Origin of the sequence: Methyloversatilis discipulorum (assembly GCF_000527135.1) — a bacterium.
Taxonomy (GTDB): Bacteria; Pseudomonadota; Gammaproteobacteria; order Burkholderiales; family Rhodocyclaceae; genus Methyloversatilis; species Methyloversatilis discipulorum.
Genome location: NZ_AZUP01000001.1, coordinates 3,033,270 through 3,056,545 on the forward strand (window position 1 = coordinate 3,033,270; position 23,276 = coordinate 3,056,545).

A 23,276-nucleotide genomic window follows, 5' to 3' on the forward strand; every position below is an offset into this window, starting at 1 on the left:
GTCGGGTCAGAAGACCCCTCCCACAGAATCCCGTCCAGGCTTAGCCCGCGGATCAGACTCAGCCCCTGTGGGAACGGCCTTGGCCTCGACAGGGCCGCTGCAGTCCGCCGGCTTCGATTCAGGCTGCTGTCGGGGTCAGAAGACCCCTCCCACAGAAGCCCCGCCCGAGCCGCGGATCGGGCACACCTCTTCCTGCAGAACCCGGGCCCGGGCTCGGATCGTTGATCAAGCGCACCCCCCTGTGGGAGCGGTCTTCTGACCGCGACGCGGCCGTGGCAGTCCGCAGGCTTCGATTCAAGCCACCGTCGGGGTCAGAACACCCCTCCCACAGCCCCCCGCCCAGGCTTCGACGGCGGATCGGGCTCAGTCCCTGTGGGGGCGACCTTTGGTCGCGATGCGGCGTTGGCAGGCTGCTCGGCTTCGATTCAGGCCGCTGTCGGGGTCAGAAGACCCCTCCCACAGAAGCCCGCCCAAGCTCAGCCCGCGAATCGGGCTCAGAACCGTGCATTCAGCGTCAGCCGCACGCTGCGCGGTTCGACCGGATGGAAGTGACGGTCATCGACGCCACCTGCCGCTTCGCCGCGCAGGCGTGAGGTGTAGAAGTACTCGATGTCGTTGTCGCCGCTGTCGAACAGGTTGAACACATCCAGCATCAGCCGCAGGTCGCGGGTGAGACGGTGGCCGATGCGCAGGTAGGCCAGCGTGGTCGAGTCGGAACGCACCGAGTTGTCTTCGACCAGCGGGCGCGGGCCGACGTGCCGGATCTGCAGGTGACCGAACCAGCCGCTGGCCAGCGGGTTGTCTTCGGTCAGGCTGAGGCCTGCAGCGACGACGCGGTCGACGGCGCCCGGCACGTGATTGCCGGCCGGGTCGTCCTCGGTGAAGCGAGCGCGCGACGCGGCGACGTCGAGGTCCAGAAGCAACCAGGGGCGCACCGTCCACCGGTTGTTCCACTCGATGCCGCTGCGCTTGCTGGCGCGGTTGGGTTCGGTTTCGCCGGCGTCGCCGACGAACAGCAGTTCCGAATCGAGCTTCAGCGTCCATACCGCGAGCGAACTCTGCAGACCAGGCACCCACTCGGTGCGCACGCCGACTTCACCGCCCTTGGTGCGCACCAGCGCATCGACCGGATCGGCCGGCAGCCCGCCCTTGGCGGTGACGCGCGCCGTGGTGCCGCGGGCGTCGTTGCTGTGGAAGCCGTAGCCGTAGTTCACGAAGTATTCGGTGCGCGCCCACGGCCCGAACACGAAGGACAGCTTGGGCGAGGCGATGTGGTCGGACGCGTCGCCGCTGTTGGCGGCGATCGAGCTGGCGACGTCGAAGTCGTAGCGGTCGAGGCGCAACCCGGCCAGGCTGCGCAGCCAGGGCGTCCATTGCACGCTGTTCTCGCCGTACAGGCCAACGCTGGTCTGGCGCACGCGGCTCTGCTGGATCACACCGGTGGTGCTGCGCGCGACCGTCGAGTAGAGCCCGACCGGGCTCAGCCTGTCGTGCCGCAGCTGCACGCCCAGCGTATTGGTCATCGGCCGGCCGGCGAACTGGCTGTCCCAGCTGCGGCTCATCGCCATGCCGAGCGCGGTGCGCTGTTCGGACTGGCGGAACTGGTCGCCGTCGGCCGGGTTTTCGAGGAAGTAGGTGAAGTTGGACCACAGGTCCAGCTCCGACTGGATGGCGTAGGCATTGAAGCGGAAGGCGCCGTCGTCGTAGGCGCGCTGGTGATCGACCGACAGGCTGTAGCGCTGCGTCTTGCCGCCGTCAGTCGGGTCCACCGTGCCGTAGCGGCCGATCAGGCCCGATTGCACGGCGCGCAGCGGAATCTGGTCGGTCGAGTCCCAGCGCGCGGTATAGGCCATCGCGGTCAGCGCGGTGCGGTTGGCGCCTTCGCCCAGCGTGTAGCGCAGCACGCCGTTGATGCGGCGGAAGTCTTCCGGGTTGTCCCAGGGGCCGTCGCTGCGCGAGGTTTCGAGCGCGTACAGCAGCGTGCCGGCGCCGAGCGCGTGCGAATTCATCAGCAGGCCGCGTCGGTGGCCGTCCTGACCGATGGTCACTTCGGCGGTACCGTAATCGAGCCGGTCGACCAGCCGCAGCCGCGCCGACCCGGCCGACGCGAAATCGCCTTCTTCGGCGTAGTACGGCCCCTTGCGGTAGTCGATGCGACCGACCAGCTCCGGGATCAGCCAGTTCAGGTCGGTGTAGCCGTGGCCGTGCGCGTGCGTCGGCATATTGGCCGGCATGCCATCTATATAGGTGGCGAAGTCGGTGCCGTGGTCGAGGTTGAAGCCGCGCAGGAAGTACTGGTTCGCTTTGCCGCCGCCACTGTGCTGCGTGACGATGACGCCCGGCACAAACTCCAGCACCTCGGCCGGACGCAGCGTCGGCCGGTTCTCGATCAGCCGCGCGGTGACGCGGCCCTGGCTGGCGGCATCGGACGTGCCGACCGCGTTGTCGTAGTGGCCCTCGATGGTCACCGCGTCGAGATGGTGGGCCGACGGCGCCGCTTCGTGCGCCAGCGCGGTGCCCGACGCCCCGATGACGGGCACGCACAGCAGCGGCAGCAGTCCTGACACGGACGACGACGGCGCCCGCAGCACCTTCCCTGAACAGCCTTTTTTCGTGTTCATCTTTTTGTATGAAGAGGTGGAACAGTCTTCATACGCGAGAAGCGTGCCAGCCAGGGCGCTAAGCCGGGCAAGCGTTCCGGCGCGACGGCCGGCTGCACGGTGGTCAGTGCGCTGCCGTTTCGATCAATGCTGCGGCTGCGGTGCTGACGTCAGGTGCTGGGCTTGATGTGCACGTGGCCGTGGCCGCCGCGCTCGTGCCGCCGCGTGTAGCGATGGCCGCCCGGCCCGGCGTGATGATGGCCGGCGTCCAGTTCGACGCTGATCAGATTGATCTGCCCGTGGTGCACGCCGCGCTCAGCGCAAACGGCGTCGGCGAACTGCCGCACGGTGGCGATCTCGCCTTTCAGGATGACGGTTTCGAGGCAGTAGTCGTGGTCGAGGTGGGCGTGCATCGACGACACCGTCAGGTCGTGGTGCGCGTGCTGCAGGCTGATGATGCGCTCGGCCAGGTCGCGTTCGTGGTGGTTGAACACGTAGGACAGGCAGGCCACGCAGTGCGTCGCCTTGCCGGTCTGCTGTGCCGTGCGGTCCAGTTCGGCGCGGAACAGGTCGCGCACCGCCTCCGACCGGTTGCCGTAGCCGCGCTGCGCGATCCAGTCGTCGAACTGGGCGGCCAGCTGGTCGTCGAGGGAAATGGTGAAACGCTGCATGTCATGACTCCGATGAGCTCGTGTTGATCGACCCGCCGTGCGCGGCCAGCCAGTCGGCAAATTCCAGCGGGCGCAGTCCGAAGCGGACGGCGTTTCCTTCGTGCAGCGAGCGGAACTCCTGCAGCACCAGCTCGGCGAAGCGCGCCTGGTCGGCTTCCGCCACGGCGGCCGGCATCACCGTGCGTGCCGTTGATGCATTCGCCGGCAGCCCGCCCAGCACGATGGCGCGTACCGCTTCGGTCAGCGCCTTTCGATGGCGCAGGCGGAAGGTGTCGGGCGGCACCAGTTGCTGCGTAACGGCGACATACTGCTGGCACGAACGGGCATAGGCCTGCACGAACACGTCACGCAGCAGCTCGATGCGGTTCAGCTCGTAGACCGCGATCATCGCATCGACATAGGCCTGCTGCGGCACATCGATGAAGGACAGCGGGCACAGATTGGTGCGGATCAGCGGAATGTTGGCGGCCAGCCGCGACACCCGCTTGTTCACGTCCTCGAAGGGCTGCAGATAGGGCAGGTGCACCATCAGGAAGAAGGCCTGCTCGAACGGGTCTTCGATGTCGGCGGCAATGTCGGTGACGATGCCGAACAGTTCGTCGAGCTGCTGCGGCAGCGCCAGCGGCCGATACACGCTGCCGCTGATCTCGACCGCCCGGCTGCGCACCCGGCCGCCGGCCTGCGGATCGCGCAGCAGGCCGTCCGACAGCAGCGCGTGCAGCGACAGCAGCGTTTCGCGATCGACGCGGATGCGGCCTGCGCCATGCACCAGGTACTCGATGGCCGCCTTGTGGTTCAGGATCATCTGCGTTTCGAGCGCGTCCTTGCCCTCGGCGATTTCGCCCAGTTCGATCAGGCGTTCGGTATCGAGCCGCGAATAGGTGTTGCCCTCCAGCCGCGACGAGGCCCAGGACAGGTCGATCAGCAGCCGGTTCAGGATGTCGCCGGCAAAAGCGCCCGCAGCCGCTTCGCCGACCGGTGAGCGACCGAGCACATGCAGCTGCGCCCGCAGCGGTTCTGGCAGATAGAAGGTGTCATTGGCGCGATAGCGCTCGACGAATCCGATGTCGTAACCGACCGGGCGACGCAGATGCAGCGGCCGGCGCACCAGATCGCGCAGCTCGGCGCCCTCGGCGGACAGCGTCACATAGGGTGCCGGGGCGGCGGCCGGCAGAGGCTCCATCGCCGCCAGCACGGAGCCGGCAGGCGCCGGGAAATACTTCAGCGCCCGCGCCTCGCCTCGCGTCAGGACACGCCCCTGAGCGACCAGCTCGGCCAGCCGGCGCTGCAACGTGCGCCGCGCCACCCCTTCGCCGAGCGCGCGCATCAAACCATCCACACCGACGCCCTCCGCGTGGCGGGCGATCAGTGCGGCGAGCGTGTGCGGATCGATGGATGAGCGGGGCCGGGTCATTTCAGTGGCGCAATTCAATTATCGCGCCACAATATTGGCACAAAAAGCAATATCGCGCCAACCGGGATATGGCGCGATTCGATACGCGCCGCTTGCCGCCAACGACTCAGTGCACCGTACACACCATGCACGGATCGAAAGACCGCACGATGTGCTGCACCGCCACCGGCGTCGTTTCGCCCTCGCGCACCGGCGCGCCTTCGAGTGCCGACTCCAGCGCGCCGGGGCGGCCGGCGGCGTCGCGTGGCGAGAAGTTCCAGGTGGTGGGCGCGACGATCTGGTAGTTGGCGATGCGGCCATCGCGCACCGAAATCCAGTGACCCAGACTGCCGCGCGCCGCTTCGCCGAGGCCGGCGCCGCTGCCTTCGTCCGGCAACCGGCCCGGCGTGCAGAAGGGTTCGCCCGGCCGCACGGCGCGCAGCCAGTCTTCCATCATGAGCACGACGCGCGCGAGTTCGAGCAGGCGGGCGACGACGCGGGTGTAGACCGTGCCGCCGTAACGGCCGACCAGATCGACGATGAGCCGATGGCCGCTCGCCAGCTGGCGCGCGATGGCGCCGGTTTCGACCACCTCGCCGGCCAGCCGCGGCGCCTTGTTCCAGGTGTAGGCGCCCGCCTTGTCCGGTTCCGGCCGCGTGACGCCGCTGCGCGGATGCTGCGGGCCGCCGGCATCGCTCAGCCAGGCGTGCGTGGCGTCTTCGCGGATGGCGGCCGGGTCGAGCGGCGACAGCGCGCCGGCGTGCCAGACGCCTGCGCCCAGCGCGGTGCCGCCCTCAGGCTGCGGGTAGGCGCCGTAGCTGAGGAAGCGGCCGGAGCCAACCCCGAGCGTGGCCAGCGTCGCGTCGCGGGCGACGGTCAGGAAGAAGTGCAGGTCGCCGTTCAGCGGGTCGGCGGCGTGCCAGGCGTCGAGCGCGGCTTCCGAATCGAGCGCGGCCACCTGTTCCAGCGGCGCGGCATAGGTGTGGGTTTCGAGGAAGCGGCGGAATTCGCGCACGCGGGCCAGCAGGCGCACGCGTTCGGCGGCGTCGATGGCGCGCGTCGAGCCACCGGGGTCGATGCTCTGCGTGTGCGGCCACTTGCCGGCCAACGTGCCGAGCAGCGTGAACCAGCGCTGGCGCGCGGCGATCGCGGCGCGTACCCGTTCGCCGGTCTGCGGCGTGAAGCGGCGCACCGCCTCGGCATGCCAGGGCCGGCTGGCGTACACCGGGCGCACGAAATCCGGCATGAAGAACAGGTAGAAGTGGGTCAGGTGATCGGCCAGATTTTCGGTGGCGAGAATCACATTGGTGACGTGCTGGCCGTTGGCCGGCATCGTGATGCCGCCGAGATCGGCCAGCGCACGCGCGGCCGCCACCGACTGCGACACCGAACAGATGCCGCAGATGCGCGGCACATACACCAGCGCGTCATGCGGCTCGCGCCCGCGCAGGATCTGCTCGAAGCCGCGGTACATCGGCGCATTGACGTGCGCCGATGCGACGCGACCGTCGGCGACGTCCAGCGTCACTTCGAGATCGCCCTCGACGCGGTTGAAGGGGCCGACGAGGAGGCGGGTCATGCGTAAGCCCCTTTCACAGCTTGCCCTCAGTAGACCTATTTAATCGGTCGACTGCGATTCTGCGGTGACGGCGATATGGGAAGTACAGCAAGAGCACGAACAGACCGGCAAGACCGAATGCTCCAAGAGCGCCCACGACTACAGAGTCCGCAACCCGATGAGAAGACATTTCTGGGGGGCCGAGTCTAGCCACGAACTGCGCCGTGAATGCCGAAAAGAGGAGCAATGCACCGAACACAAAATCTGATTTCTGTTGCGCCAATTCGACCGCGATTAGTTCGCCCTTGCCCCACATACGTGTTGCAATCGACTCAAGGGTGGAGTCCTTCAAGTGAAGGACTCCAACACAGAAAAAAGCGCTGCTAAACAATCCGAGTGAAGCAGCGAAAAGCTCGATGGCTACCGCAACATTCATCTTCTCACCGTCACTTCAACCTCGTCCGTCTCGCCACCGGCGGCACCACCACGTGGTCGGACACCGCGTTCACCTTCACCCGCTTGGGCGTCGCCGACTTCGACAGTGAGGCCAGCGCGACGAACCAGGCCTTGGGCATGTCGGTCGGCAGGCCGATCGGGATGCCGGCGAGCTTGGGTGTGGCGTGGAAGGGGTGGCCCGGTTCCTGGAAGCCGGGTTCGGTGCAGCTGATGCAGGCGTAGCCGCCGCGGGTGCAGGAGCCCTCGCCGTTCCACGGCCGGGTGTTGCAGTCGGCGTGCGCCTGCGTGCCCTTGCAGCCCATGTGTTCCATCATGCAGCCGAGGTCGGAGGGCTTTTCGGCGCTGGCCTTGAATTCGTAGTACTCGTTGCGCGTGCAGCCGTGGTGCACCAGCTGGTCGGCGTAGAAGCGCGGCCGGCCCAGCGTGTCGAGGTCGGCTTCGGTGAAGCCGTCGGCGGCCAGCGCCATCAGCGTGTCGAGCACCCAGCTCGGGTGGGTCGGACAGCCGGCGATATTGATCACCGGCAGGCCGCCACGAGCACGGAAGTCGCCGCCGAGCAGGCCGCCGCGCACGTCGTCCTCGTACTGCAGGCCGCAGGCGTCGGTCGGGTTGTCGCCGCCGGCGGTGACGCCGCCCCAGGCGGCGCAGCTGCCGATGGCGATCACGTGGCGCGCCTTCGCGGCGAGCTTGCGCACCCATTCGATCATCGGCAGACCGGTGCCGGCCATGATGTGGAACCGGCCCGTACCATTCGGCCCGCGCAGCAGCGAACCTTCGACGCACAGCGCGTCCAGCGGCAGATCGCCGTCGAGAATGCGGCCGAGCAGCGCGGTCACCTCAGTGCCGCTGTCCAGCGACAGCGACGGATGCCACAGCAGAGCTATGCCGGCGTCGCGCAGCTGACCGTGGAAATCGTCGGTGTCGGCGCACAGCAGCGACATGCTGCAGCCGCCGCAGCCGCCGGACTGCAACCAGAGCATGTTCATGCATTTACTCCTTCGGTGTGCGCGCCGCGAGCGACGGCGTCGTGCAGCCATTCGCGCGCCCGGACGAGCGCCTGTTCGAGATCGGCCACGGCCTGCGCATCCGGCTGCTCGCCCAGTTCCCAGCGGCGGCCGCGGATGGCCAGTACATCACAGCGCGGCGGTTCGCGCTGCTGCAGATCGACGAATACCTGCAGCAGCGCTTCCGGCGACAGCGCGTGGCTGGTGATCCGGCGCTCGCGTTGCGGCTCGACCCTGCGCATCTGACAGGCGGCATCCAGCCCGCGCGCGGCGTCGACGAAGAGCACGCGTTCGCGGCCGACCAGATCGAGCGCGTGCTCGATCTGCAGTTGGTAGTCGCTGAGGCAGTCCACGCTGCCGGCGGGCAGGGCGCGCCCCGCATACGCCGCCAGCGCATCGACGAGCATCGGGCCCAGCGCGTCGTCGCCGCGGCTCGGGTTGCCCCAGCCCAGCACCAGCAGCGGCGCCGTCATTGCGCCGCCTCGGCGTCGTGCGTCGGGCCGTCGCGCAGCAGTTCGCCGGTCGAGCTGCGCAGTACGTGGTCGAGCACGCGGCCGTCGGCGGCGCGCAGGCTCACCGCCAGCGGCATCTGGCCGAGCGCGTGCGTGGCGCAGGACAGGCAGGGATCGTAGGCGCGCACCGCCACTTCGATGTGGTTGAGCAGACCTTCGGTAATCGTTTCGCCGTCGAGGTAGCGCAGCGCCACCGCGCGCACGGCCTCGTTCATCGCCTGATTGTTGTGCGTGGTCGACACGATCAGATTGCAGCGCGTGACCAGATCGTCGTCGCCGACTTCGTATTCGTGGATCAGCGTGCCGCGCGGCGCTTCGATGATGCCGACGCCCGAGTGCTGGCGCGTGCCCTCGGCCTGCAGCGGACCGCCGGTGATCAGTGGGTCGTCGAGCAGCGCGGCGACTGTCTCGACACCGTGCAGCAGTTCGATCATGCGCGCCCAGTGGGTGGCCAGCACCGCGTGCACCGGCCGGCCGCCGTGCGCGGCGACGAAGGCCTGGCGCGCCTCTTCGGCGCGCGGGGTCGGGATGAAATCGCAGTTCTGCACGCGCGCCAGCGGGCCGACGCGGTACCAGCCGTCATCGACGCCGAGGTCGCGGCGGTAGGGAAACTTCATATAGGTCCAGGGCTTGACCGCTTCAGCGATCAGTTCGCGGTAGCGCTGGTCGTCGAAGCCGTCGATGGCGATGCGGCCGTCGGCCTCGCGCAAGCGCAGCACGCCGTCGTACAGCTCCATCGCGCCGTCGCGGCCGACCAGCGACATCATGGCCGCCGGCGTGTCGGCGAAGTCGGCGTAGCGCGCCGGCAGGCTTTCGTGCAGGCGGCGGGCCAGCGTCACCGCGTCCTGCGCCCAGGCCAGCACCTGCGGCAGTTCGGCGCGCAGCGCGTCGCGTTCGGCCGGATCGACCGCGCGGTTCATGCCGCCGGGTATAGCGCCGGTGCCGTGAATGCGCTTGCCCGAGGTGATGCGGATCACCTCCTGCCCGAACTTGCGCAGCATGACGCCCTGACGCGCGGCGTCCGGGAAGGCGGCGGCCACGCCGACGATGTTGCGGCGGTCGACCTCGGCGTCGAAGCCGAACAGCAGGTCGGGCGAGGCGAGGTGGAAGAAGTGCAGCGCGTGACTCTGCACGATCTGGCCGTAGTGCATGAGCCGGCGGATGCGGTCGGCCGCTGGCGGCACCGGCCAGCCGCCGACCACGCGGTCGAACGCCTTCGACGCGGCCAGATGGTGCGACACCGGGCAGATGCCGCACAGCCGCTGCACCATGACCGGCACTTCCCAGTAGGGCCGGCCTTCGATGAATTTCTCGAAGCCGCGGAATTCGACGATGTGCAGCCGCGCCTGGCGCACGCGATTGTCGTCGTCGAGCAGCAGCGTCACCTTGCCGTGGCCCTCGACGCGCGACAGCGGGTCGATCGCGATGCGACGCAATCCTTTGGAGTCTGCAGCGGTTTCGAGCGGGCGCGTATCCATGGCTTCAGTCGTAGCGGATCAGACCGGGCGCTGGCACCGGCGTGCGGCCGGCCATCAGGTCCTGCAGCAGTTGCCAGAAGGCGTCGGCCGGCGGCGGGCAGCCGGGCAGCGCGTGGTCGATGCGCACCACCTCGTGTATCGGCAGCACGCGGTTCAGCGGCAGCGGAAGTTCCGGGTCGTCAGGCACCCGACCATACACCGACTGCATGATGTCGCCGACGTCCAGATGATTGCGCAGCGCCGGCAGGCCGCCGGTGATGGCGCAGGCGCCGACCGCCACCAGCACGGTGCAGCGGGCGCGGAAGGCACGCAGCACCTCGACGTTCTCGGCGTTGCACAGGCCGCCTTCGACCAGGCCGATGTCGCATCGGTCGTGCTCGCCGACGGTCTTGATGTCGGTCAGCGGCGAGCGGTCGAAGTCGACCCGCTCGACCAGATCGAACAGCCGCTCGTCGATGTCGAGCAGCGACATGTGGCAGCCGAAACAGCCCGCCAGCGACACGGTGGCGACGCGCAGCTTGCGCGGCGACGGGGAGCTCGCGTTCATCCGCGCGTGTCCTCTGTGTCGAAGCGGCGCTGGCCGATCGGCACCGCGAAGCCGACCCGCTTGGGCAGCAGTGCGCCGACCGGGCAGATGTGGGCGGCGCGGTCGTCCACCGACAGCGCGCTGTCGCCGAGGCGGCCGCTCGGGCTGTCGATCAGCAGCCGGGTGGCGATGCCGTGGCCGCCGATGGCGAACACCCGCTTGCCGTCGATCTCGTCGCTGGCGCGCACGCAGAGCTGGCACAGGATGCAGCGGTTCGGTTCGAACAGCACGTCCGGGTGGCTGGCATCGACCGGACGCTCCGGGTTCAGCACCTCGAAGTTCAGGTCGGTCATGCCGGCGCGTTCAGCCTGAACCTGCAGCAGGCAGTTGCCGCTCTTTTCGCAGCCGGGGCAGAAGTGATTGCCCTCGACGAACAGCATCTGCAAGAGCCGCAGCCGCTGCGTAGCCAGCGACGGCGTGCGGCACTCGACCTTCTGGCCGGCCACCGCCGGCGTCACGCAGGCGGCCACCGGGCGGCCTTCGGCCAGCACGGTGCACAGCCGGCACGACGCGCTGCCGGACACCTCTTCGCTCCAGCACAGGTGCGGAATGTCCAGCCCGGCGCGCGCGGCGGCGCTCAGTATCGTGTCGCCCGGCTGCAGCGCGACCGGCTGGCCGTCGAGGTCGAAGGTCGGATCGACAGCGCTCATGCCGGCGTGTCCGTGTGCAGATGCGCGCCGGCGTCGCTGCGGCCGGTGGCGCGGCGCGCCGACGACAGTTCGGCGTCGAGGTCGACATCCGGCTGGAACTGCGGCGCGGTCGCGCGCTGCGCGTAGGCGGCGCCGAAATGACGCATCGTGTCGCGCAGCGGATTGCAGGCCGAGGCGCCGAGGCCGCAGTGGGTGCCGCTGTGCAGCACCGTATCGAGATCGTGCAGGCGGTCGATGTCGAAGGCGGACGCGCTGCCGGCGCCGCGCGCGTGCGCCAGCTTGTCCAGCCGACGCACCACCAGTTCGGTGCCGACGCGACAGGGCGTGCACAGGCCGCAGCTCTCGTGCGCGAAGAAGCGGGCGAAGTGGCGCGCCACCTCGAACAGGTCGCGCGTGCGGTCGAACACCATGAAGGCGCCGGCGCTCGGCACGTCCTCGAAGGCGATGGCGCGGCCCGCTTCCGACGCCGGCACGCAGGCGCCGGACGGCCCGCCGACCTGCACCGCCTGCACGTCGCGCGCGCCGCAATCGGCCAGGATCTGCGCGATGGGCGTGCCCAGCGGATATTCGTACAGGCCGGGTCGCGCGCAGTCGCCGGACACCGAGTGGATCTTGGTGCCGGTCGATTGCGTGGTGCCGATGCCGGCCCACCAGGCGCCGCCGCGGCGGGCGATGTGGGCGACCGCGCAGAAGGTTTCGACGTTGTTCACCACGGTCGGTCGGCCGAGGTAGCCAGCCTGCACCGGAAAGGGCGGGCGGATGCGCGGCGTGCCGCGCTTGCCCTCGAGCGATTCGATCAGCGCCGATTCCTCGCCGCAGACATAGGCGCCGGCGCCCAGATGGATGGCGATGTCGAAACCGAAGCCGGCGACGCCGCCCACGTCACGGCCGAGCAGGCCCTGCGCGCGGCGGCGCGCGAGCACCTGTTCGAGCTGCGGCAGCAGGAAACGGTATTCGCCACGCAGATACAGAAAGCCCTGCTGCGCGCCGACCGCGCGCGCCGCCACCGTCATGCCGTCGAACACGGCGTCGGCGTGACTCGCCAGCAGCACGCGGTCCTTGAAGGTGCCGGGCTCGCCCTCGTCGGCGTTACAGACGACGACGCGCAGGTCGCCTGCCGCGTCGCGACAGGCCTGCCACTTGCGCGCGGTCGGGAAGCCCGCGCCGCCGCGGCCGCGCAGGCCGGATGTCGCCACCTCGTCGAGCAGGGCCTGCGGCGACTGCGCGAGCACCGCCGGCAAGGCGGGCGTGTCGGCGGCCAGGCCGCTCAGCAGCACGTCGGCGCGCTGCACACCGTCGATCACGTCGAACCACGCCGCCGGCCACTGTTCCACCGGCGTGTCGGCGAGCAGCAGATCGGCGAGCGCATCGACGCGCGCTGCGTCCAGTCGCGTGACGACCGGGTGGTGATTGACCAGCAGCGCCGGCCCCTGATCGCACAGTCCGGTACAGGAACAGCGGTCGACACTGAAGCGGCCCTGCGCGTCGACCTCGCCCGGTGCGACGCCGAGGCGTGCGCACAGCTGCGCCAGCAGCGTTTCGCTGCCCAGCATGCGGTCGGTGATGTTGTCGGAGAACAGCACTCGCGTGCGGCCGACCGGACGGGTGTGAAAGAAGCGGTAGAAGCCGGCCACGCCTTCGACGTGGGCCAGCGTCAGACCGAGTGCGGCGGCGATGTGGGCGAGCAGCGGGCGCGGCAGCCAGTGGGTGAGCGCCTGCGTTTCGCGCAGGATCTGCACCAGCGCGTGCGGATCGCGCTGCCAGCGGCCGAGCACCGCATCGACCCCACCCGCGACTGTCGCAGCATCGACCATCACCCCTCCAGCCCGAAGCGCACCATCTTTCCACGCAGACCGACCCGGGACAGACCCAGTTCCTTGGCGGCGCGCGTCTTGTTCCAGCGGTGGCGGAGCAGGGTTTCGCGCAGCACCATGGCTTCGATCGCGTCCAGCCGCTCGGCCAGCGTGCCGCTCGCCGGCAACGGGGTGGCGCTGGCGGTGGCGGTGAGGCCGGCCTGACCGTGCAGCACGCGCAGCGACAGCGACTGCGCCTCGATCCGTTCGCTGTCGCTCAGCGCCAGTGCGCGCGCCAGTTCGTTGCGCAGTTCGCGGATGTTGCCGGGCCACGGATAGCCCATCAGACACGCCATCGCCTCGTCGGTCAGCGAGGCGCCGGGGCGGCCCAGTTCGATGCCCACCTCGTCGACCACGCGGCGGGCGATCGGCTCGATGTCGCCGACGCGCTCGCGCAGCGGCGGTACGGTGAAGGTGGCGCCGGCGATGCGGTAATACAGATCCTCGCGGAACAGCCCTTCGCGCACCCGCTGTTCGAGGTCGCGGTGGGTGGCGGCGATGACGCGCACGTCCACCGGTACCGCGCGCGTGCCGCCGACCGGGCGCACCTCGCCTTCCTGCAGCACACGCAGCAGGCGCACCTGGAAGGCGGGCGAGGTTTCGCCGATCTCGTCGAGGAATACGGTGCCGCCGTCGGCGCGCTGGAAGAGGCCGATGTGGTCCTCGTAGGCGCCGGTGAAGGCACCGCGCTTGTGGCCGAACAGTTCGGATTCGAGCAGGGTTTCCGGTATCGCCGCGCAGTTCTCGACGACGAAGGCGCCATTGGCGCGCGGACTGGCGTAGTGGATGGCGCGCGCCAGCAACTCCTTGCCGGTGCCGGATTCGCCGAGCACCAGCACCGACAGGTCGTAGCGGGCGACACGCGCGGCCATTTCGCACACCGAATCGAGCGGGCTGCCGGTCGAGCGCTCTATGCGATCGAAGCCGAAGGTGCGACGCGCGCGCTCCAGCTTGTGCGCGGCGCGCTGGCGCAGCACGGGTGTGGCGGTGCGCAGTTCGAGGTCGAGGCGGGCGGTTTCCTGCTGCAGCGTCTGCGCCTCGGCGGCATTGCGCACGGTGGCCAGCAGGTGGTCGGGCACCCAGGGCTTCAGGATGTACTGGTAGATGCCGGCGTCGTTGATGCCGGCGATGATGTCTTCCGAATCGGTGTAGCCGGAAATGACGATGCGCACGACGTCGGGCCAGCGCTCGCGCACCTCCTTCAGGAACAGCACGCCGGTCAGGCCGGGCATGCGCTGGTCGCACAGGATGACATTCACCTCGTGCCGCTCCAGCTGCTGGCGCGCGTCGTCGGCGCCGCTGGCGGTGAGTACGGTGAAGTCCTCTTCCAGCGTGCGGCGCATCGCGTCCTGCGAGCGGACCTCGTCATCGACCACCAGCACGGTGGGCACGCGCAGGCTCGCGTTCATCGCGCAGCCACCTCACGGTGCACGGCCAGGTGGCGCGGCGTCCAGGCATGCGGAAGCTTGTGCACGAAGTGGTGGCGCGCGACGTGGTAGCTGGGATCGAAGCCGTAGAAATTGCGGTGCATGCGGGACAGTTCTTCCTTGCGGTAATCGGCGAGCGGTCGTTCGGCTTCGTGGGCCGCGCGCTCGGTCTGCTTGCGCATGACGCGATCGCGCAGATTGTACGACGCGGCCAGCAGCCGGGCTTCCTGCACCGCCGCATCGAGGGCATCGCCGGCCGGCACGTCGAGGCAGCGGTCGACGAAGCCGATGCGCAATGCCTCGGGTGCGGACAGCGGCAGCCGGCTCTGCATCAGCGCACGCGCGCCGTCGGCGCCGAGCCGGCGCGGCGCGAGGTAGGTCCAGTACTCGGAGCCGTACAGATTGCCCATATTCTTGTAGTGCGGGTTCAGCATGACGCCGCGCTGCGCCCACACCTCGTCCGCCGCCAGCGCGAGGAAGGCGCCGCCGGCACCGGCGTTACCGCGCAGCAGCGACACGGTGAGGCGGTCGGTCGTCGTGATGATTTCCAGCGCGACGTCGTTCATCGCGTTGATGTTGCGCCACGATTCGTCGGCCGCGCTGTCGCCGTCGCGGTGCGCCGCCGCCTCGATGCAGTTGAGGTCGATGCCATTGCTGAAGAAGCCGTCGCCGCCGGCTATCAGCAGGACCTGCGTGTCGCGCCGCTTCACCTCGACCAGCGCGTCGCGCAGGCGCTGGCACTGCGCGGTGGACATCGCGCCATTGCAGAAGTCGAAACTCAGCACGCCGACGCGGGCACCGTGCTCGCCGTGTTCGGCGTAGCGCAGCTCGCCCCACTCGTCGGCTGCCCGCGCGAGCGGCACCGCGCGCTCGGGCAGCGTCGCTGCCTCCGCCGCAAAGGCCTGCGTCGCCGGCAGCTTGATCGGCGACGCGGCGTCGCCGAGCGCGACCGACACGCGGCCTATCCAGACGCCACCATCGACGGTCCGCCGCAGCAGCGCGCCGTCGCGCTGCGCCAATACGTCGCCCGGCGCGCCACCGAAACCGGCCAGCGCCTCCAGCGTCGCGGGGTGCGCGTCGAACAGCCGGCAGGGCTGGCCGAACAGCGCATCGACCACGCCCGGCTGGCCGTCGGACGCGCGTATCTTCGCCAGCACCGTTGCGCTGTCGTCGCGCGACCAGTCGATGGCGCGACGCGCCTGCGGCAGCACGCCACGCCAGCCGTCGGCGGCGGGCACACTTCTCTGCGGCGCGTCGCCGGCAGTAAAGCGGGCCAGCGCCTGCAGCGTGGCCGCCACCGCCGCCTCGGTCACCTCGCGCCGGTAGATCGCGCCCTTGGACGCCGCACGCAGCGGGAAGGTGGCGGCCCCCCATATCGGGCCGGCGTCGAAATCGCCGTCCGCCTGCAGCACGGTGACGCCCCATTCGCGCTGCCCCTCGACGATGGCCCAGTCGAGCGCGGCTGGACCGCGATCGCCCGGCGGGCCCGGGTGCACGACGAAGCAGGGCACGGTGCGCCACACCGACTCGGGGATGCGCCGCTTCAAGAAGGGCGCCAGCACGAGGTCAGGCTGGAACAGCGCGACCGCCTCTCCGGTCACCGCGTCGGCGATGTCCAGCTCGACCGACAGCGTGTGGCCGAGCGCCGTCAGTTCGGCGTACAGGCGCTGGCTCAGGCTGTTGAAGCTGTGGCACAGCAGCAGGATGCGCAGTGGCGCCGTCATGTCGGCAGCCTCAGTCCGCCCAGCGTGCGCGCGGCGTCGCGGCGGCCCATGTAGAGCGCGAGCTTGCTCTCGATCGCGTCGAGCGCGCGGTTGAAGGCGGTCGCGTCTTCGGCCGCCAGCATCGGACGTGCGACCAGCGCGACGTCGGGGCCGAAGTGCGGTGCCAGCCTGTGCATCGCGTCGGCGCGGCGCATTTCGAGCAGCGCGTCGGCCGGCGTTGTTCTGTCGTTGGCGGCCGGAAGCGCTGCCGGTTCGACCGCCTCGACATGGCCCAGCGTGCGCAGTTCTTCGAGTAGATCGGCTGCGCCGTCGCCGATCACCTCCTGCAGCGCCGACAGCGGTGCCTGGCCATTGACGACGATGAGCGCCGCGCGCAGCCGGCCGCGCAGCGTGCCGGTGCGCGACAGCAGTTCGGCGCGGCCCTGGTCGGTCTTGGCATAGACGCGGTCGGCGCTCATCGGGGTTCAGCAGATGCGCGGCAGCTGCTCTCCGCTCAGCCAGTCGACCACGCGCCGGCCGCCGAAGCGGGTGTTCATCTGCACGAAGTGGTGCGCGTCCTCCTGCACGACACCGATGCGTGCCGCGTCGGCGCCGTGCGAATGCGCGCGCATTGCGGCGAGTACCGCGTCGGCGTGCTCCGGCGGCACGATGGCCAGCAGCTTGCCCTCGTTGGCGACGTAGAGCGGGTCCAGCCCGAGCAGTTCACAGGCCGCATCGACTTCCCGCTTGACCGGGATCGCCGCTTCGTCGAGCAGCATGCCGACGCCGGACTGGCGGGCGATCTCGTTCAGCGTGGTGGCCACACCGCCGCGCGTCGGATCGCGCAGCGTGCGGATGGCCGGACACACCGCCAGCATGTCGGCGACCAGACCGTTCAGCGCCGCGGTGTCCGACACGATGGTCGTTTCGAACTCCAGCGATTCGCGCTGCGACAGCACCGCCACGCCGTGGTCGCCCACCGTGCCCGACAGCAGGATGACGTCGCCCGGCCGCGCGTTCGCGCCCGATACGTCGATGCCGTGCGGCACCACGCCGACCCCGGTCGTGCTGATGAACACGCCGTCGCCCTTGCCCTGCTCCACCACCTTGGTGTCGCCGGTCACCACCGCGACGCCGGCTTCGCGCGCGGCGGCGGCCATCGACTGCACGATGCGCTTCAGGTCGGCCAGCGGAAAGCCCTCTTCGAGGATGAAGCTGGCCGACAACCAGAGCGGCGTGGCGCCCATCATCGCCACGTCGTTCACCGTGCCGTGCACGCTGAGCGCACCGATGTCGCCGCCGGGAAAGAACAGCGGCGAAATGACGTGCGCGTCGGTCGCCATCACCAGGCGGCTACCCTGCGGAATGGCCAGCGATGCGCCGTCGTTGCCCTGGCGCAGGAAGGGGTTGTCGAAGGCGGCGAGGAAGATTTCCTCGATCAGCTGCGACGCGGCACGACCGCCGGCGCCGTGGCCCATGTCGATGCGGCCGTTGCGGATGTCCAGCGGCCGGACATAGCCGGCGCGCACGGTGCCGCCCTTGCTGTCGTCTCTCGCGTTCATGCGCTCACCTTCACCGGAATGTCCTTGAATCTTCCATACGCGTAATGCGCCGCACAGGCGCCTTCGCTCGACACCATGCAGGAACCGATCGGGTTTTCCGGCGTGCACACGGTGCCGAAAATCTTGCAGTCGGTCGGCTTCTTGACGCCGCGCAGGATGGCGCCGCACTCGCAGGCCTTGTTGTCGGCCACCGGCTTGTAGCCGACGTCGAAGCGGCGCTCGGCGTCGAACTCGGCGAAGGCCGGCCGTATCTTCAGCGCGCTGTACGGCACTTCGCCCAGACCGCGCCATTCGAAGCTGGGCCGCAGCTCGAACACCTCGGACACCTTCTGCTGCGCGGCGAGGTTGCCGTCACGGTCGACCGCGCGGGTGAATTCGTTTTCGACGTGGGCGCGGCCGTCGTTCACCTGACGCACCAGCATCAGGATGGCCTGCATCACGTCCAGCGGCTCGAAGCCGGCGATCACGACCGGCTTGCGGTATTCCTCGGCGAAATGCTCGTAGGGCGCGGCGCCGATGACGATGCTCACGTGCGCCGGGCCGATGAAGCCGTCGATCGGCACCGTGCCGTACTGGCGCACTTCCGGCGATTCCAGGATGTGGGTGATGGCGGACGGCGTCAGCACATGGCAGCACAGCACGCTGAAATTCTTCAGCCCCTCGCGCTGCGCGCGCAGGATGGCGAGCGCGGTCGGCGGCGTCGTCGTTTCGAAGCCGATGGCGAAGAACACCACCTGACGCTCCGGGTTGTCGCGGGCGACGGTGAGCGCGTCGGCCGCCGAATACACCATGCGGATGTCGCCGCCACGCGCCTTCGCTTTCGTCAGCGACAGGCTGTCGGAGGCCGGCACGCGCATGGTGTCGCCGTAGGTGCAGACGATCACGTCGTGTTCGAGTGCCAGCTTGATCGCCATGTCGACGCGGCCGATCGGCAGCACGCAGACCGGACAGCCGGGGCCGTGGATCATGCGCACATTCGTGGGCAGCAGTTCGCTCACGCCGTAGCGCGAGATGGCGTGCGTGTGGCCACCGCAGAACTCCATGAAGCTGTACTGACGGTCGCCACGCGCTTCAGTGGCCAGACGGTCGGCGATCTTGCGGGCGACATCACCATCCCTGAACTCGTCGATGTACTTCATGACGCCGACTCCGTCGCGGCCATCGCCGCCGACATTTCGCCGAACAGTGCCAGCGTGCGCTCGGCTTCTTCCGGGTCGATCATGCCGATGGCGTGACCGACATGGACGATGACGTAGTCGCCGACCTGCGCCTCGGGCACCAGTTCGATCGACACTTCCTTGCGGATGCCGCCGAGGTTCACCACCGCGCGTTCGTCCTCGCGCAGTTCGACCAGCTTGGCGGGGATGGCTAGACACATGACAGGGACTCCGTGAGCACGCCGGGTGCGAGATGGATCTGCTGCGCGACCGCCCAGGCCTGGCCGAGGGCCAGACCGGCATCGCCACAGGAAGTGGCCTGCGGCCGCAGTACGCGCAGGCCGCGGCTCTGCAGCCGCAGTGTGACGCGGCGCGTCAGCAGCGCATTCATGAAACAGCCGCCGCCGAGGCAGACGGTATCGACCTGGGTGGCCTGCGCGGCGGCGATCGCCCACTGCGCGAGGCCGTCGGCCAGCGCCACATGAAACCAGGCGGCGGCTTCGTCGGCATTGCCGTCCGGCCAGTCGAGCAGGCGGGCGAGCAGCGGACGCAGGTCGAGCATGCTGTCGCCGGCGACCTCGACGACGCTGTCCAGCGTCGGCTCGCCGTGCGCGGCAAACCAGCGCTTGGCGGCCGATTCGAGCGCGATGGCGGCTTCGGCCTCGTGCGACTGGCGCACGCTCAAACCGAGCGCGCCGGCCGCGGCGTCGAACCAGCGGCCGGTGCTGGTGGTGGGCGGGCTGTTCAGGCCGCTGTCCAGCATGCGGGCGACGGTGCGTGCGGCCTGGGCGCCGACCGCCGCGGTGTAACGCGCTTCGATGTCAGCGCCGCGACCCAGCGTCTGCATCGCCGCGGCGGCCATGCGCCAGGGCTCGCGCGCGGCGACGTCGCCGCCGGCCAGTCGCAGCGGCCACAGGTGGCCGAGCCGGCGCCAGTCGCCGGGCGCCACCCACAGCAGTTCGCCGCCCCAGGCCACGCCGTCGGTGCCGAGGCCGACGCCGTCCAGCGCCAGCCCGACCACCGGTTCGGTCAGGCCGTGCTCGGCCATCACGGCGGCGATGTGCGCGTGGTGATGCTGCACGCCGACGGCCGGCACGCGCAGTCGGTCGGCCAGCGCGACCGCCAGCTGCGTGCTGTAGAAATCGGGGTGCAGGTCATGCGCGATCGCTTCGATCGGCGTACAGGACTGCGCGCGCAGCTGGTCGAGCGACTGTTCCAGCGCGACGCAGGCGGCCGGGTCGCCGAGGTCGCCGTGCATCGGCGACCAGACCGCGCGACCGTCCTCGAACAGGCAGGCGGCGTTCTTCAGCCAGGCGCCGGCCGCCAGCACGGTGGGGAGCCGGGGGCTCATGACGCGGTGCTCCGCACGACGTCGTCGATGCCGGCACTCAGACCGGCCACGGCGTCGGCCTTCAGTCGCGCTTCGATCCAGGTCAGCCAGTCGCCCATGCCTTCGCCGGTGGTGGCCGACACGCGGATCACCTCGATGGCCGGATTGACGCGCCGCGCGAAGTCGATGCAGCGCTCGACGTCGAAGTTCAGGTAGGGCAGCAGGTCGATCTTGTTCAACAGCATCAGCGTGCTGGCGGCGAACATGTCCGGGTACTTGAGCGGCTTGTCCTCGCCCTCGGTCACCGACAGGATGGCCACCTTGGCCGCTTCGCCCAGATCCCACATAGCCGGGCAGACGAGGTTGCCGACGTTCTCGATGAACAGCAGGCTGCGTTCGTGATCGTGCCGGTGCAGGCGGGCGAAGGCTTCGGCCACCATCGGTGCGTCGAGGTGACAGCCCTTGCCGGTATTCACCTGCAGCGCCGGCGCGCCGGTGGCACGGATGCGGTCGGCGTCGAAAGAGGTCTGCTGGTCGCCCTCGATCACCGCCACCGGCAGTCCGGGCGCCCGCGTCTTCAGTGCCTCGATGGTGGCGCACAGCAGCGTGGTCTTGCCGGAGCCGGGGCTGGACACGAAATTCAGCGCGGTCACGCCGTGCGCGGCGAAGTGCGCGCGGTTCTGCGCGGCCACGCGGTCGTTCTCGCCGAGGATGTCCGTTTCGAGCCGTATCGCGCGCGCCTGACTCATGCCGGGCACCGATACCTTCGCCGCGCCGGCGCCGAAATGCAGGTCGCCGCTGGTCGGGTCGACCGCGACGTGCGAGGCCTCGGCCTGTACCGCGTCCGTCCGGCGGATCGCCGGCGCACCGGGCTTCACCCGGCGCGCCGCGGGTGAATAGGGGCTGGGCGGATGGGCGTGCCCATGCCCCTCCATCGTCACCTGGCTGCCGTCACCGGCACATCCACACACTACGCACATATCGGTCTCCTCAGTCCTTGCCCGGTCTGAGCCGGGTCATGCAATCCTGCTCCGCGCGATCGCCCGCGCGCCAACCTTGTTGTAGGAGCGGTCTTCTGACCGCGACTGCGGCGACGGAGCGGCAGTTGGCTCATGATCAACCGCCCGGTCGCGGTCAGAAGACCGCTCCTACAGAATCCAGACCGGCTCTCAATCCTCTACCTGCATGTCGATCACCTTCAGTTCGGTGCCGCCGGTCGGCTGCAGCCTGTAACCACCGCAATGCGCGCAGGCGTCGCCGCGCTGCGCGATCTGCACGGTGAGACTGCAGTCCATGCACCAGGCTTCGCCCGGTGGTTCGTCGATATCGATGCGCGCGCCGTCGAGCAGCGTGCCGGGGGCGATGGCTTCGAGCGCGAAGCGCAGCGCGCGCGACTCGACGCCGGCCAGCTGACCCGCCTCCAGCCGCAGATGCGTGACGCGGGCGAAACGCTCGCGTTCGGCGGTGCGTTCGACCAGTTGCAGGATGCCGCCGGCCAGACTGGCTTCATGCATGCGCCACCTCCCCGATGCCGACCACCTCGTAGCGCACGCAGGGGTCGTAAGCCGCCATCAACAGCGCGACACGGCGCGCGCAATCGGGCGCCGTCGGGTCCAGCCTTTCGAGCGCGGCCGCCACCGCACCTTCCGCATCGAAATTCCATTCGGTCGGCGCCAGCACGTGGCAGGCGGCGACGCGAGCGTGGTCACCCTGGCCGTCCAGCTGCACGTGATGCACGAGCAGGCCGCGCGCCATTTCCGCCCAGGCCAGACCTTCGCCCGGCCCGAGCGCGACGCGGCCGCTGCGCAGGTGGCCTTCGCCGCCCGGCAGCGCGAGACGCACCAGTTCGGCCAGCCGCGCGGCGAAGCGATCGGACGCCGAGCGCTCCGGCGCGGAATCGGCCAGCCGCGTCCAGCAGCCGGTTTCGGCACAGGCCCCGTCGATGCGCGGGCGACGGGTGAAGGCCGGGTCCTGCGTCATCGCGGTGGCCAGTTCGCGCAGTGCCGTTTCGCTGGCATGCACGTGCAGCGCCGGCGCCGCGGCGATCGGTGCATCGGTCAGTGCGGCGCTGTCGCGCAGCCCGCGGGCGAGCCAGGTCTGGCCCGCGTCGCGCCAGTCGGCAAAGGCCTGCTGCGGCGCGCGCTCGAAGGCGGCCAGCCAGTGTGCCGGTTCGACGCCGAGCAGGTGGCACTCCATCCAGCCCGCCATGTTGTCGGTGCACGCGTCGTCGCGCAGCACCGGACAGGCGGCCAGCGCGCGCGCGGCATCGGCCGACGGCTCGGCGGTCAGCAGCGCCGGCCAGTCGAGCAGGATGCGACGCAGATGCTCGCGCAGCGTTTCGCCGCGCAAGGTGTCCGGCAGCGGCGCATCGCGGCCCTGCGCGGCGTCGACCGCGGCGCGGGCGCACAGCCGGTGCGCGTGGCTGCACAGGCTGAACACGGCGCCGAGCAGATCGGGCAGCGACGCGGCCGGGCGACCAGTGGCGAGACGCGCCGCCCAGTCCGGACGCTGGCCGCTCAACGCGGCCGGGCGCGGCGCACCCGGATGCACGCGCAGCACACCGGCCAGTGCGTCGAGCGACATCATGGCGTGCGGCTCCGCCCGAACAGGAAGCCACGGCGGGCCGGGCGTTCCGGCTGTTCGGCCACATCCTTCGCCACCTCGGGCAGCGGTTCGCGCAGTCGCGCCAGCACCGCCTGCGCGGTGGCGACGGCGGTGTCCTGCGACGCGAAATCAAACATCGGCGAAAACAGCGAACAGGCATCGAAGGTGCCGATGGCCGCTTCGTGCGCGCCGATGAAATCGAAGCGTTCGCGCCCGAGTGCCAGCCGGCGCGTGACGCCGACGCGCCCCAAGTCGTCCTCGCGCGCCAGCGGCAGGCGCAACAGATTCATGAACCACGGCGTCACCAGCACGCCGCTCGCGGCCGCCGGCAGATCGGGTTCCGATGCGCACAGCTCGAAACCGACCAGCTCGACGCGCAGCGCCGCGTTCATGATCGGCAGCCCGGCCATGCGGGTGTCGGCGATCTGACGGAACAGCGCTTCGAGGGCGCTGAGGCGGTAGGCGAGCATCGGGTCGGTCATGTCTGCTGGTCTCGTGAGGCGATCGACCTCAGTCGATCACCATGAACTGGTCGGCATCGCCGTCGCACTGCGGGCAGCGCCAGTGCGGCGGCAGGTCGGCGAACGCGGTGCCCGGCGCGATCTGCCACACCGGGTCGCCCTGCTGCGGGTCGTACACCCACCAGCAGATCTTGCATTCGAGCTTCGCATTGTCCGGCAACTTGCCGGCATCGCCGAGATAGCTGCCTTCGAAGCGCGCGTTCGCCGGCAT

23 protein-coding genes are annotated in these 23,276 nt (G+C 69.8%); all 23 read right to left on the reverse strand.

Features of this window, described 5'->3' with window-relative positions; all coding sequences use genetic code 11:
- Window positions 1-494 precede the first annotated feature (494 nt).
- Window positions 495-2,621, reverse strand: coding sequence for a TonB-dependent receptor (locus tag METFAM1_RS0114125; protein ID WP_019915995.1), 2,127 nt, complete (start codon window positions 2,619-2,621; stop codon window positions 495-497).
- Window positions 2,622-2,770: 149 nt separating this feature from the next.
- Window positions 2,771-3,271, reverse strand: a complete 501-nt coding sequence (nikR, locus tag METFAM1_RS0114130; protein WP_019915996.1) for a nickel-responsive transcriptional regulator NikR — start codon at window positions 3,269-3,271, stop codon at window positions 2,771-2,773.
- A gap of 1 nt (window position 3,272) precedes the next feature.
- Window positions 3,273-4,685 (reverse strand): Fic family protein, encoded by a 1,413-nt coding sequence (locus METFAM1_RS0114135; RefSeq protein ID WP_019915997.1) that lies wholly within the window; start codon window positions 4,683-4,685, stop codon window positions 3,273-3,275.
- A gap of 106 nt (window positions 4,686-4,791) precedes the next feature.
- Complete coding sequence (locus tag METFAM1_RS0114140) at window positions 4,792-6,243, reverse strand: nickel-dependent hydrogenase large subunit (protein ID WP_019915998.1); 1,452 nt, start codon at window positions 6,241-6,243, stop codon at window positions 4,792-4,794.
- A gap of 13 nt (window positions 6,244-6,256) precedes the next feature.
- Window positions 6,257-6,658, reverse strand: a complete 402-nt coding sequence (locus METFAM1_RS20915; RefSeq protein ID WP_157256630.1) for a hypothetical protein — start codon at window positions 6,656-6,658, stop codon at window positions 6,257-6,259.
- 10 nt (window positions 6,659-6,668) lie between these two features.
- A complete protein-coding gene (locus METFAM1_RS0114145; protein ID WP_019915999.1) occupies window positions 6,669-7,664 on the reverse strand; it encodes an NADH-quinone oxidoreductase subunit B family protein in 996 nt (331 codons plus the stop codon).
- Window positions 7,661-8,155, reverse strand: a complete 495-nt coding sequence (locus tag METFAM1_RS0114150) for a hydrogenase maturation protease (RefSeq protein ID WP_019916000.1) — start codon at window positions 8,153-8,155, stop codon at window positions 7,661-7,663. The genes METFAM1_RS0114145 and METFAM1_RS0114150 overlap by 4 nt, the downstream gene beginning before the upstream one ends.
- Window positions 8,152-9,672 carry a Ni/Fe hydrogenase subunit alpha gene (locus METFAM1_RS0114155; protein ID WP_019916001.1) on the reverse strand — a complete coding sequence of 507 codons (1,521 nt, stop codon included), beginning with the start codon at window positions 9,670-9,672 and terminating at the stop codon, window positions 8,152-8,154. Before METFAM1_RS0114155 ends, METFAM1_RS0114150 begins: the two co-directional genes overlap by 4 nt.
- A gap of 4 nt (window positions 9,673-9,676) precedes the next feature.
- A complete protein-coding gene (locus METFAM1_RS0114160) occupies window positions 9,677-10,219 on the reverse strand; it encodes an NADH-quinone oxidoreductase subunit B family protein (RefSeq protein ID WP_019916002.1) in 543 nt (180 codons plus the stop codon).
- The gene (locus tag METFAM1_RS0114165) at window positions 10,216-10,908 is read right to left on the reverse strand and encodes a 2Fe-2S iron-sulfur cluster-binding protein (protein WP_019916003.1); all 693 of its coding nucleotides are present in this window, start codon (window positions 10,906-10,908) and stop codon (window positions 10,216-10,218) included. The genes METFAM1_RS0114160 and METFAM1_RS0114165 overlap by 4 nt, the downstream gene beginning before the upstream one ends.
- Window positions 10,905-12,722, reverse strand: coding sequence for an NAD(P)H-dependent oxidoreductase subunit E (locus METFAM1_RS0114170; RefSeq protein ID WP_019916004.1), 1,818 nt, complete (start codon window positions 12,720-12,722; stop codon window positions 10,905-10,907). Before METFAM1_RS0114170 ends, METFAM1_RS0114165 begins: the two co-directional genes overlap by 4 nt.
- Window positions 12,722-14,170, reverse strand: a complete 1,449-nt coding sequence (locus METFAM1_RS0114175; protein WP_019916005.1) for a sigma-54-dependent transcriptional regulator — start codon at window positions 14,168-14,170, stop codon at window positions 12,722-12,724. The genes METFAM1_RS0114170 and METFAM1_RS0114175 overlap by 1 nt, the downstream gene beginning before the upstream one ends.
- Window positions 14,167-15,912: a hydrogenase maturation protein gene (locus METFAM1_RS0114180; RefSeq protein WP_019916007.1), complete on the reverse strand. Its 1,746-nt coding sequence runs from the start codon at window positions 15,910-15,912 to the stop codon at window positions 14,167-14,169. The genes METFAM1_RS0114175 and METFAM1_RS0114180 overlap by 4 nt, the downstream gene beginning before the upstream one ends.
- Complete coding sequence (locus METFAM1_RS0114185) at window positions 15,909-16,370, reverse strand: hypothetical protein (protein WP_019916009.1); 462 nt, start codon at window positions 16,368-16,370, stop codon at window positions 15,909-15,911. The genes METFAM1_RS0114180 and METFAM1_RS0114185 overlap by 4 nt, the downstream gene beginning before the upstream one ends.
- A gap of 6 nt (window positions 16,371-16,376) precedes the next feature.
- Complete coding sequence (gene hypE / locus METFAM1_RS0114190) at window positions 16,377-17,453, reverse strand: hydrogenase expression/formation protein HypE (protein ID WP_019916010.1); 1,077 nt, start codon at window positions 17,451-17,453, stop codon at window positions 16,377-16,379.
- A complete protein-coding gene (gene hypD / locus METFAM1_RS0114195; RefSeq protein ID WP_019916011.1) occupies window positions 17,450-18,592 on the reverse strand; it encodes a hydrogenase formation protein HypD in 1,143 nt (380 codons plus the stop codon). The genes hypE and hypD overlap by 4 nt, the downstream gene beginning before the upstream one ends.
- Window positions 18,589-18,831 carry a HypC/HybG/HupF family hydrogenase formation chaperone gene (locus METFAM1_RS0114200; protein WP_019916012.1) on the reverse strand — a complete coding sequence of 81 codons (243 nt, stop codon included), beginning with the start codon at window positions 18,829-18,831 and terminating at the stop codon, window positions 18,589-18,591. Before METFAM1_RS0114200 ends, hypD begins: the two co-directional genes overlap by 4 nt.
- Window positions 18,822-19,961, reverse strand: coding sequence for a Kae1-like domain-containing protein (locus METFAM1_RS0114205; RefSeq protein WP_019916013.1), 1,140 nt, complete (start codon window positions 19,959-19,961; stop codon window positions 18,822-18,824). The genes METFAM1_RS0114200 and METFAM1_RS0114205 overlap by 10 nt, the downstream gene beginning before the upstream one ends.
- Entirely contained in the window at window positions 19,958-20,920 is a 963-nt protein-coding gene (hypB, locus tag METFAM1_RS0114210) for a hydrogenase nickel incorporation protein HypB (protein ID WP_024300713.1), read from the reverse strand. Before hypB ends, METFAM1_RS0114205 begins: the two co-directional genes overlap by 4 nt.
- Window positions 20,921-21,109: 189 nt before the next feature.
- Entirely contained in the window at window positions 21,110-21,454 is a 345-nt protein-coding gene (gene hypA / locus METFAM1_RS0114215; protein WP_019916015.1) for a hydrogenase maturation nickel metallochaperone HypA, read from the reverse strand.
- Window positions 21,447-22,526 (reverse strand): hypothetical protein, encoded by a 1,080-nt coding sequence (locus tag METFAM1_RS0114220; RefSeq protein ID WP_019916016.1) that lies wholly within the window; start codon window positions 22,524-22,526, stop codon window positions 21,447-21,449. Before METFAM1_RS0114220 ends, hypA begins: the two co-directional genes overlap by 8 nt.
- Entirely contained in the window at window positions 22,523-23,026 is a 504-nt protein-coding gene (hybE, locus tag METFAM1_RS0114225) for a [NiFe]-hydrogenase assembly chaperone HybE (RefSeq protein ID WP_019916017.1), read from the reverse strand. Before hybE ends, METFAM1_RS0114220 begins: the two co-directional genes overlap by 4 nt.
- A gap of 28 nt (window positions 23,027-23,054) precedes the next feature.
- A complete protein-coding gene (locus tag METFAM1_RS21060; protein WP_019916018.1) occupies window positions 23,055-23,276 on the reverse strand; it encodes a rubredoxin in 222 nt (73 codons plus the stop codon).

Excerpts from the sequence above, each read along its gene's own strand:
- METFAM1_RS0114125 (WP_019915995.1), bottom strand. The coding sequence starts at position 2,621 with ATGAACACGAAAAAAGGCTGTTCAGGGAAGGTGCTGCGGGCGCCGTCG.
- nikR (WP_019915996.1), bottom strand. The coding sequence starts at position 3,271 with ATGCAGCGTTTCACCATTTCCCTCGACGACCAGCTGGCCGCCCAGTTC.
- METFAM1_RS0114135 (WP_019915997.1), bottom strand. The coding sequence starts at position 4,685 with ATGACCCGGCCCCGCTCATCCATCGATCCGCACACGCTCGCCGCACTG.
- METFAM1_RS0114140 (WP_019915998.1), bottom strand. The coding sequence starts at position 6,243 with ATGACCCGCCTCCTCGTCGGCCCCTTCAACCGCGTCGAGGGCGATCTC.
- METFAM1_RS20915 (WP_157256630.1), bottom strand. The coding sequence starts at position 6,658 with ATGAATGTTGCGGTAGCCATCGAGCTTTTCGCTGCTTCACTCGGATTG.
- METFAM1_RS0114145 (WP_019915999.1), bottom strand. The coding sequence starts at position 7,664 with ATGAACATGCTCTGGTTGCAGTCCGGCGGCTGCGGCGGCTGCAGCATG.
- METFAM1_RS0114150 (WP_019916000.1), bottom strand. The coding sequence starts at position 8,155 with ATGACGGCGCCGCTGCTGGTGCTGGGCTGGGGCAACCCGAGCCGCGGC.
- METFAM1_RS0114155 (WP_019916001.1), bottom strand. The coding sequence starts at position 9,672 with ATGGATACGCGCCCGCTCGAAACCGCTGCAGACTCCAAAGGATTGCGT.
- METFAM1_RS0114160 (WP_019916002.1), bottom strand. The coding sequence starts at position 10,219 with ATGAACGCGAGCTCCCCGTCGCCGCGCAAGCTGCGCGTCGCCACCGTG.
- METFAM1_RS0114165 (WP_019916003.1), bottom strand. The coding sequence starts at position 10,908 with ATGAGCGCTGTCGATCCGACCTTCGACCTCGACGGCCAGCCGGTCGCG.
- METFAM1_RS0114170 (WP_019916004.1), bottom strand. The coding sequence starts at position 12,722 with ATGGTCGATGCTGCGACAGTCGCGGGTGGGGTCGATGCGGTGCTCGGC.
- METFAM1_RS0114175 (WP_019916005.1), bottom strand. The coding sequence starts at position 14,170 with ATGAACGCGAGCCTGCGCGTGCCCACCGTGCTGGTGGTCGATGACGAG.
- METFAM1_RS0114180 (WP_019916007.1), bottom strand. The coding sequence starts at position 15,912 with ATGACGGCGCCACTGCGCATCCTGCTGCTGTGCCACAGCTTCAACAGC.
- METFAM1_RS0114185 (WP_019916009.1), bottom strand. The coding sequence starts at position 16,370 with ATGAGCGCCGACCGCGTCTATGCCAAGACCGACCAGGGCCGCGCCGAA.
- hypE (WP_019916010.1), bottom strand. The coding sequence starts at position 17,453 with ATGAACGCGAGAGACGACAGCAAGGGCGGCACCGTGCGCGCCGGCTAT.
- hypD (WP_019916011.1), bottom strand. The coding sequence starts at position 18,592 with ATGAAGTACATCGACGAGTTCAGGGATGGTGATGTCGCCCGCAAGATC.
- METFAM1_RS0114200 (WP_019916012.1), bottom strand. The coding sequence starts at position 18,831 with ATGTGTCTAGCCATCCCCGCCAAGCTGGTCGAACTGCGCGAGGACGAA.
- METFAM1_RS0114205 (WP_019916013.1), bottom strand. The coding sequence starts at position 19,961 with ATGAGCCCCCGGCTCCCCACCGTGCTGGCGGCCGGCGCCTGGCTGAAG.
- hypB (WP_024300713.1), bottom strand. The coding sequence starts at position 20,920 with ATGTGCGTAGTGTGTGGATGTGCCGGTGACGGCAGCCAGGTGACGATG.
- hypA (WP_019916015.1), bottom strand. The coding sequence starts at position 21,454 with ATGCATGAAGCCAGTCTGGCCGGCGGCATCCTGCAACTGGTCGAACGC.
- METFAM1_RS0114220 (WP_019916016.1), bottom strand. The coding sequence starts at position 22,526 with ATGATGTCGCTCGACGCACTGGCCGGTGTGCTGCGCGTGCATCCGGGT.
- hybE (WP_019916017.1), bottom strand. The coding sequence starts at position 23,026 with ATGACCGACCCGATGCTCGCCTACCGCCTCAGCGCCCTCGAAGCGCTG.
- METFAM1_RS21060 (WP_019916018.1), bottom strand. The coding sequence starts at position 23,276 with ATGCCGGCGAACGCGCGCTTCGAAGGCAGCTATCTCGGCGATGCCGGC.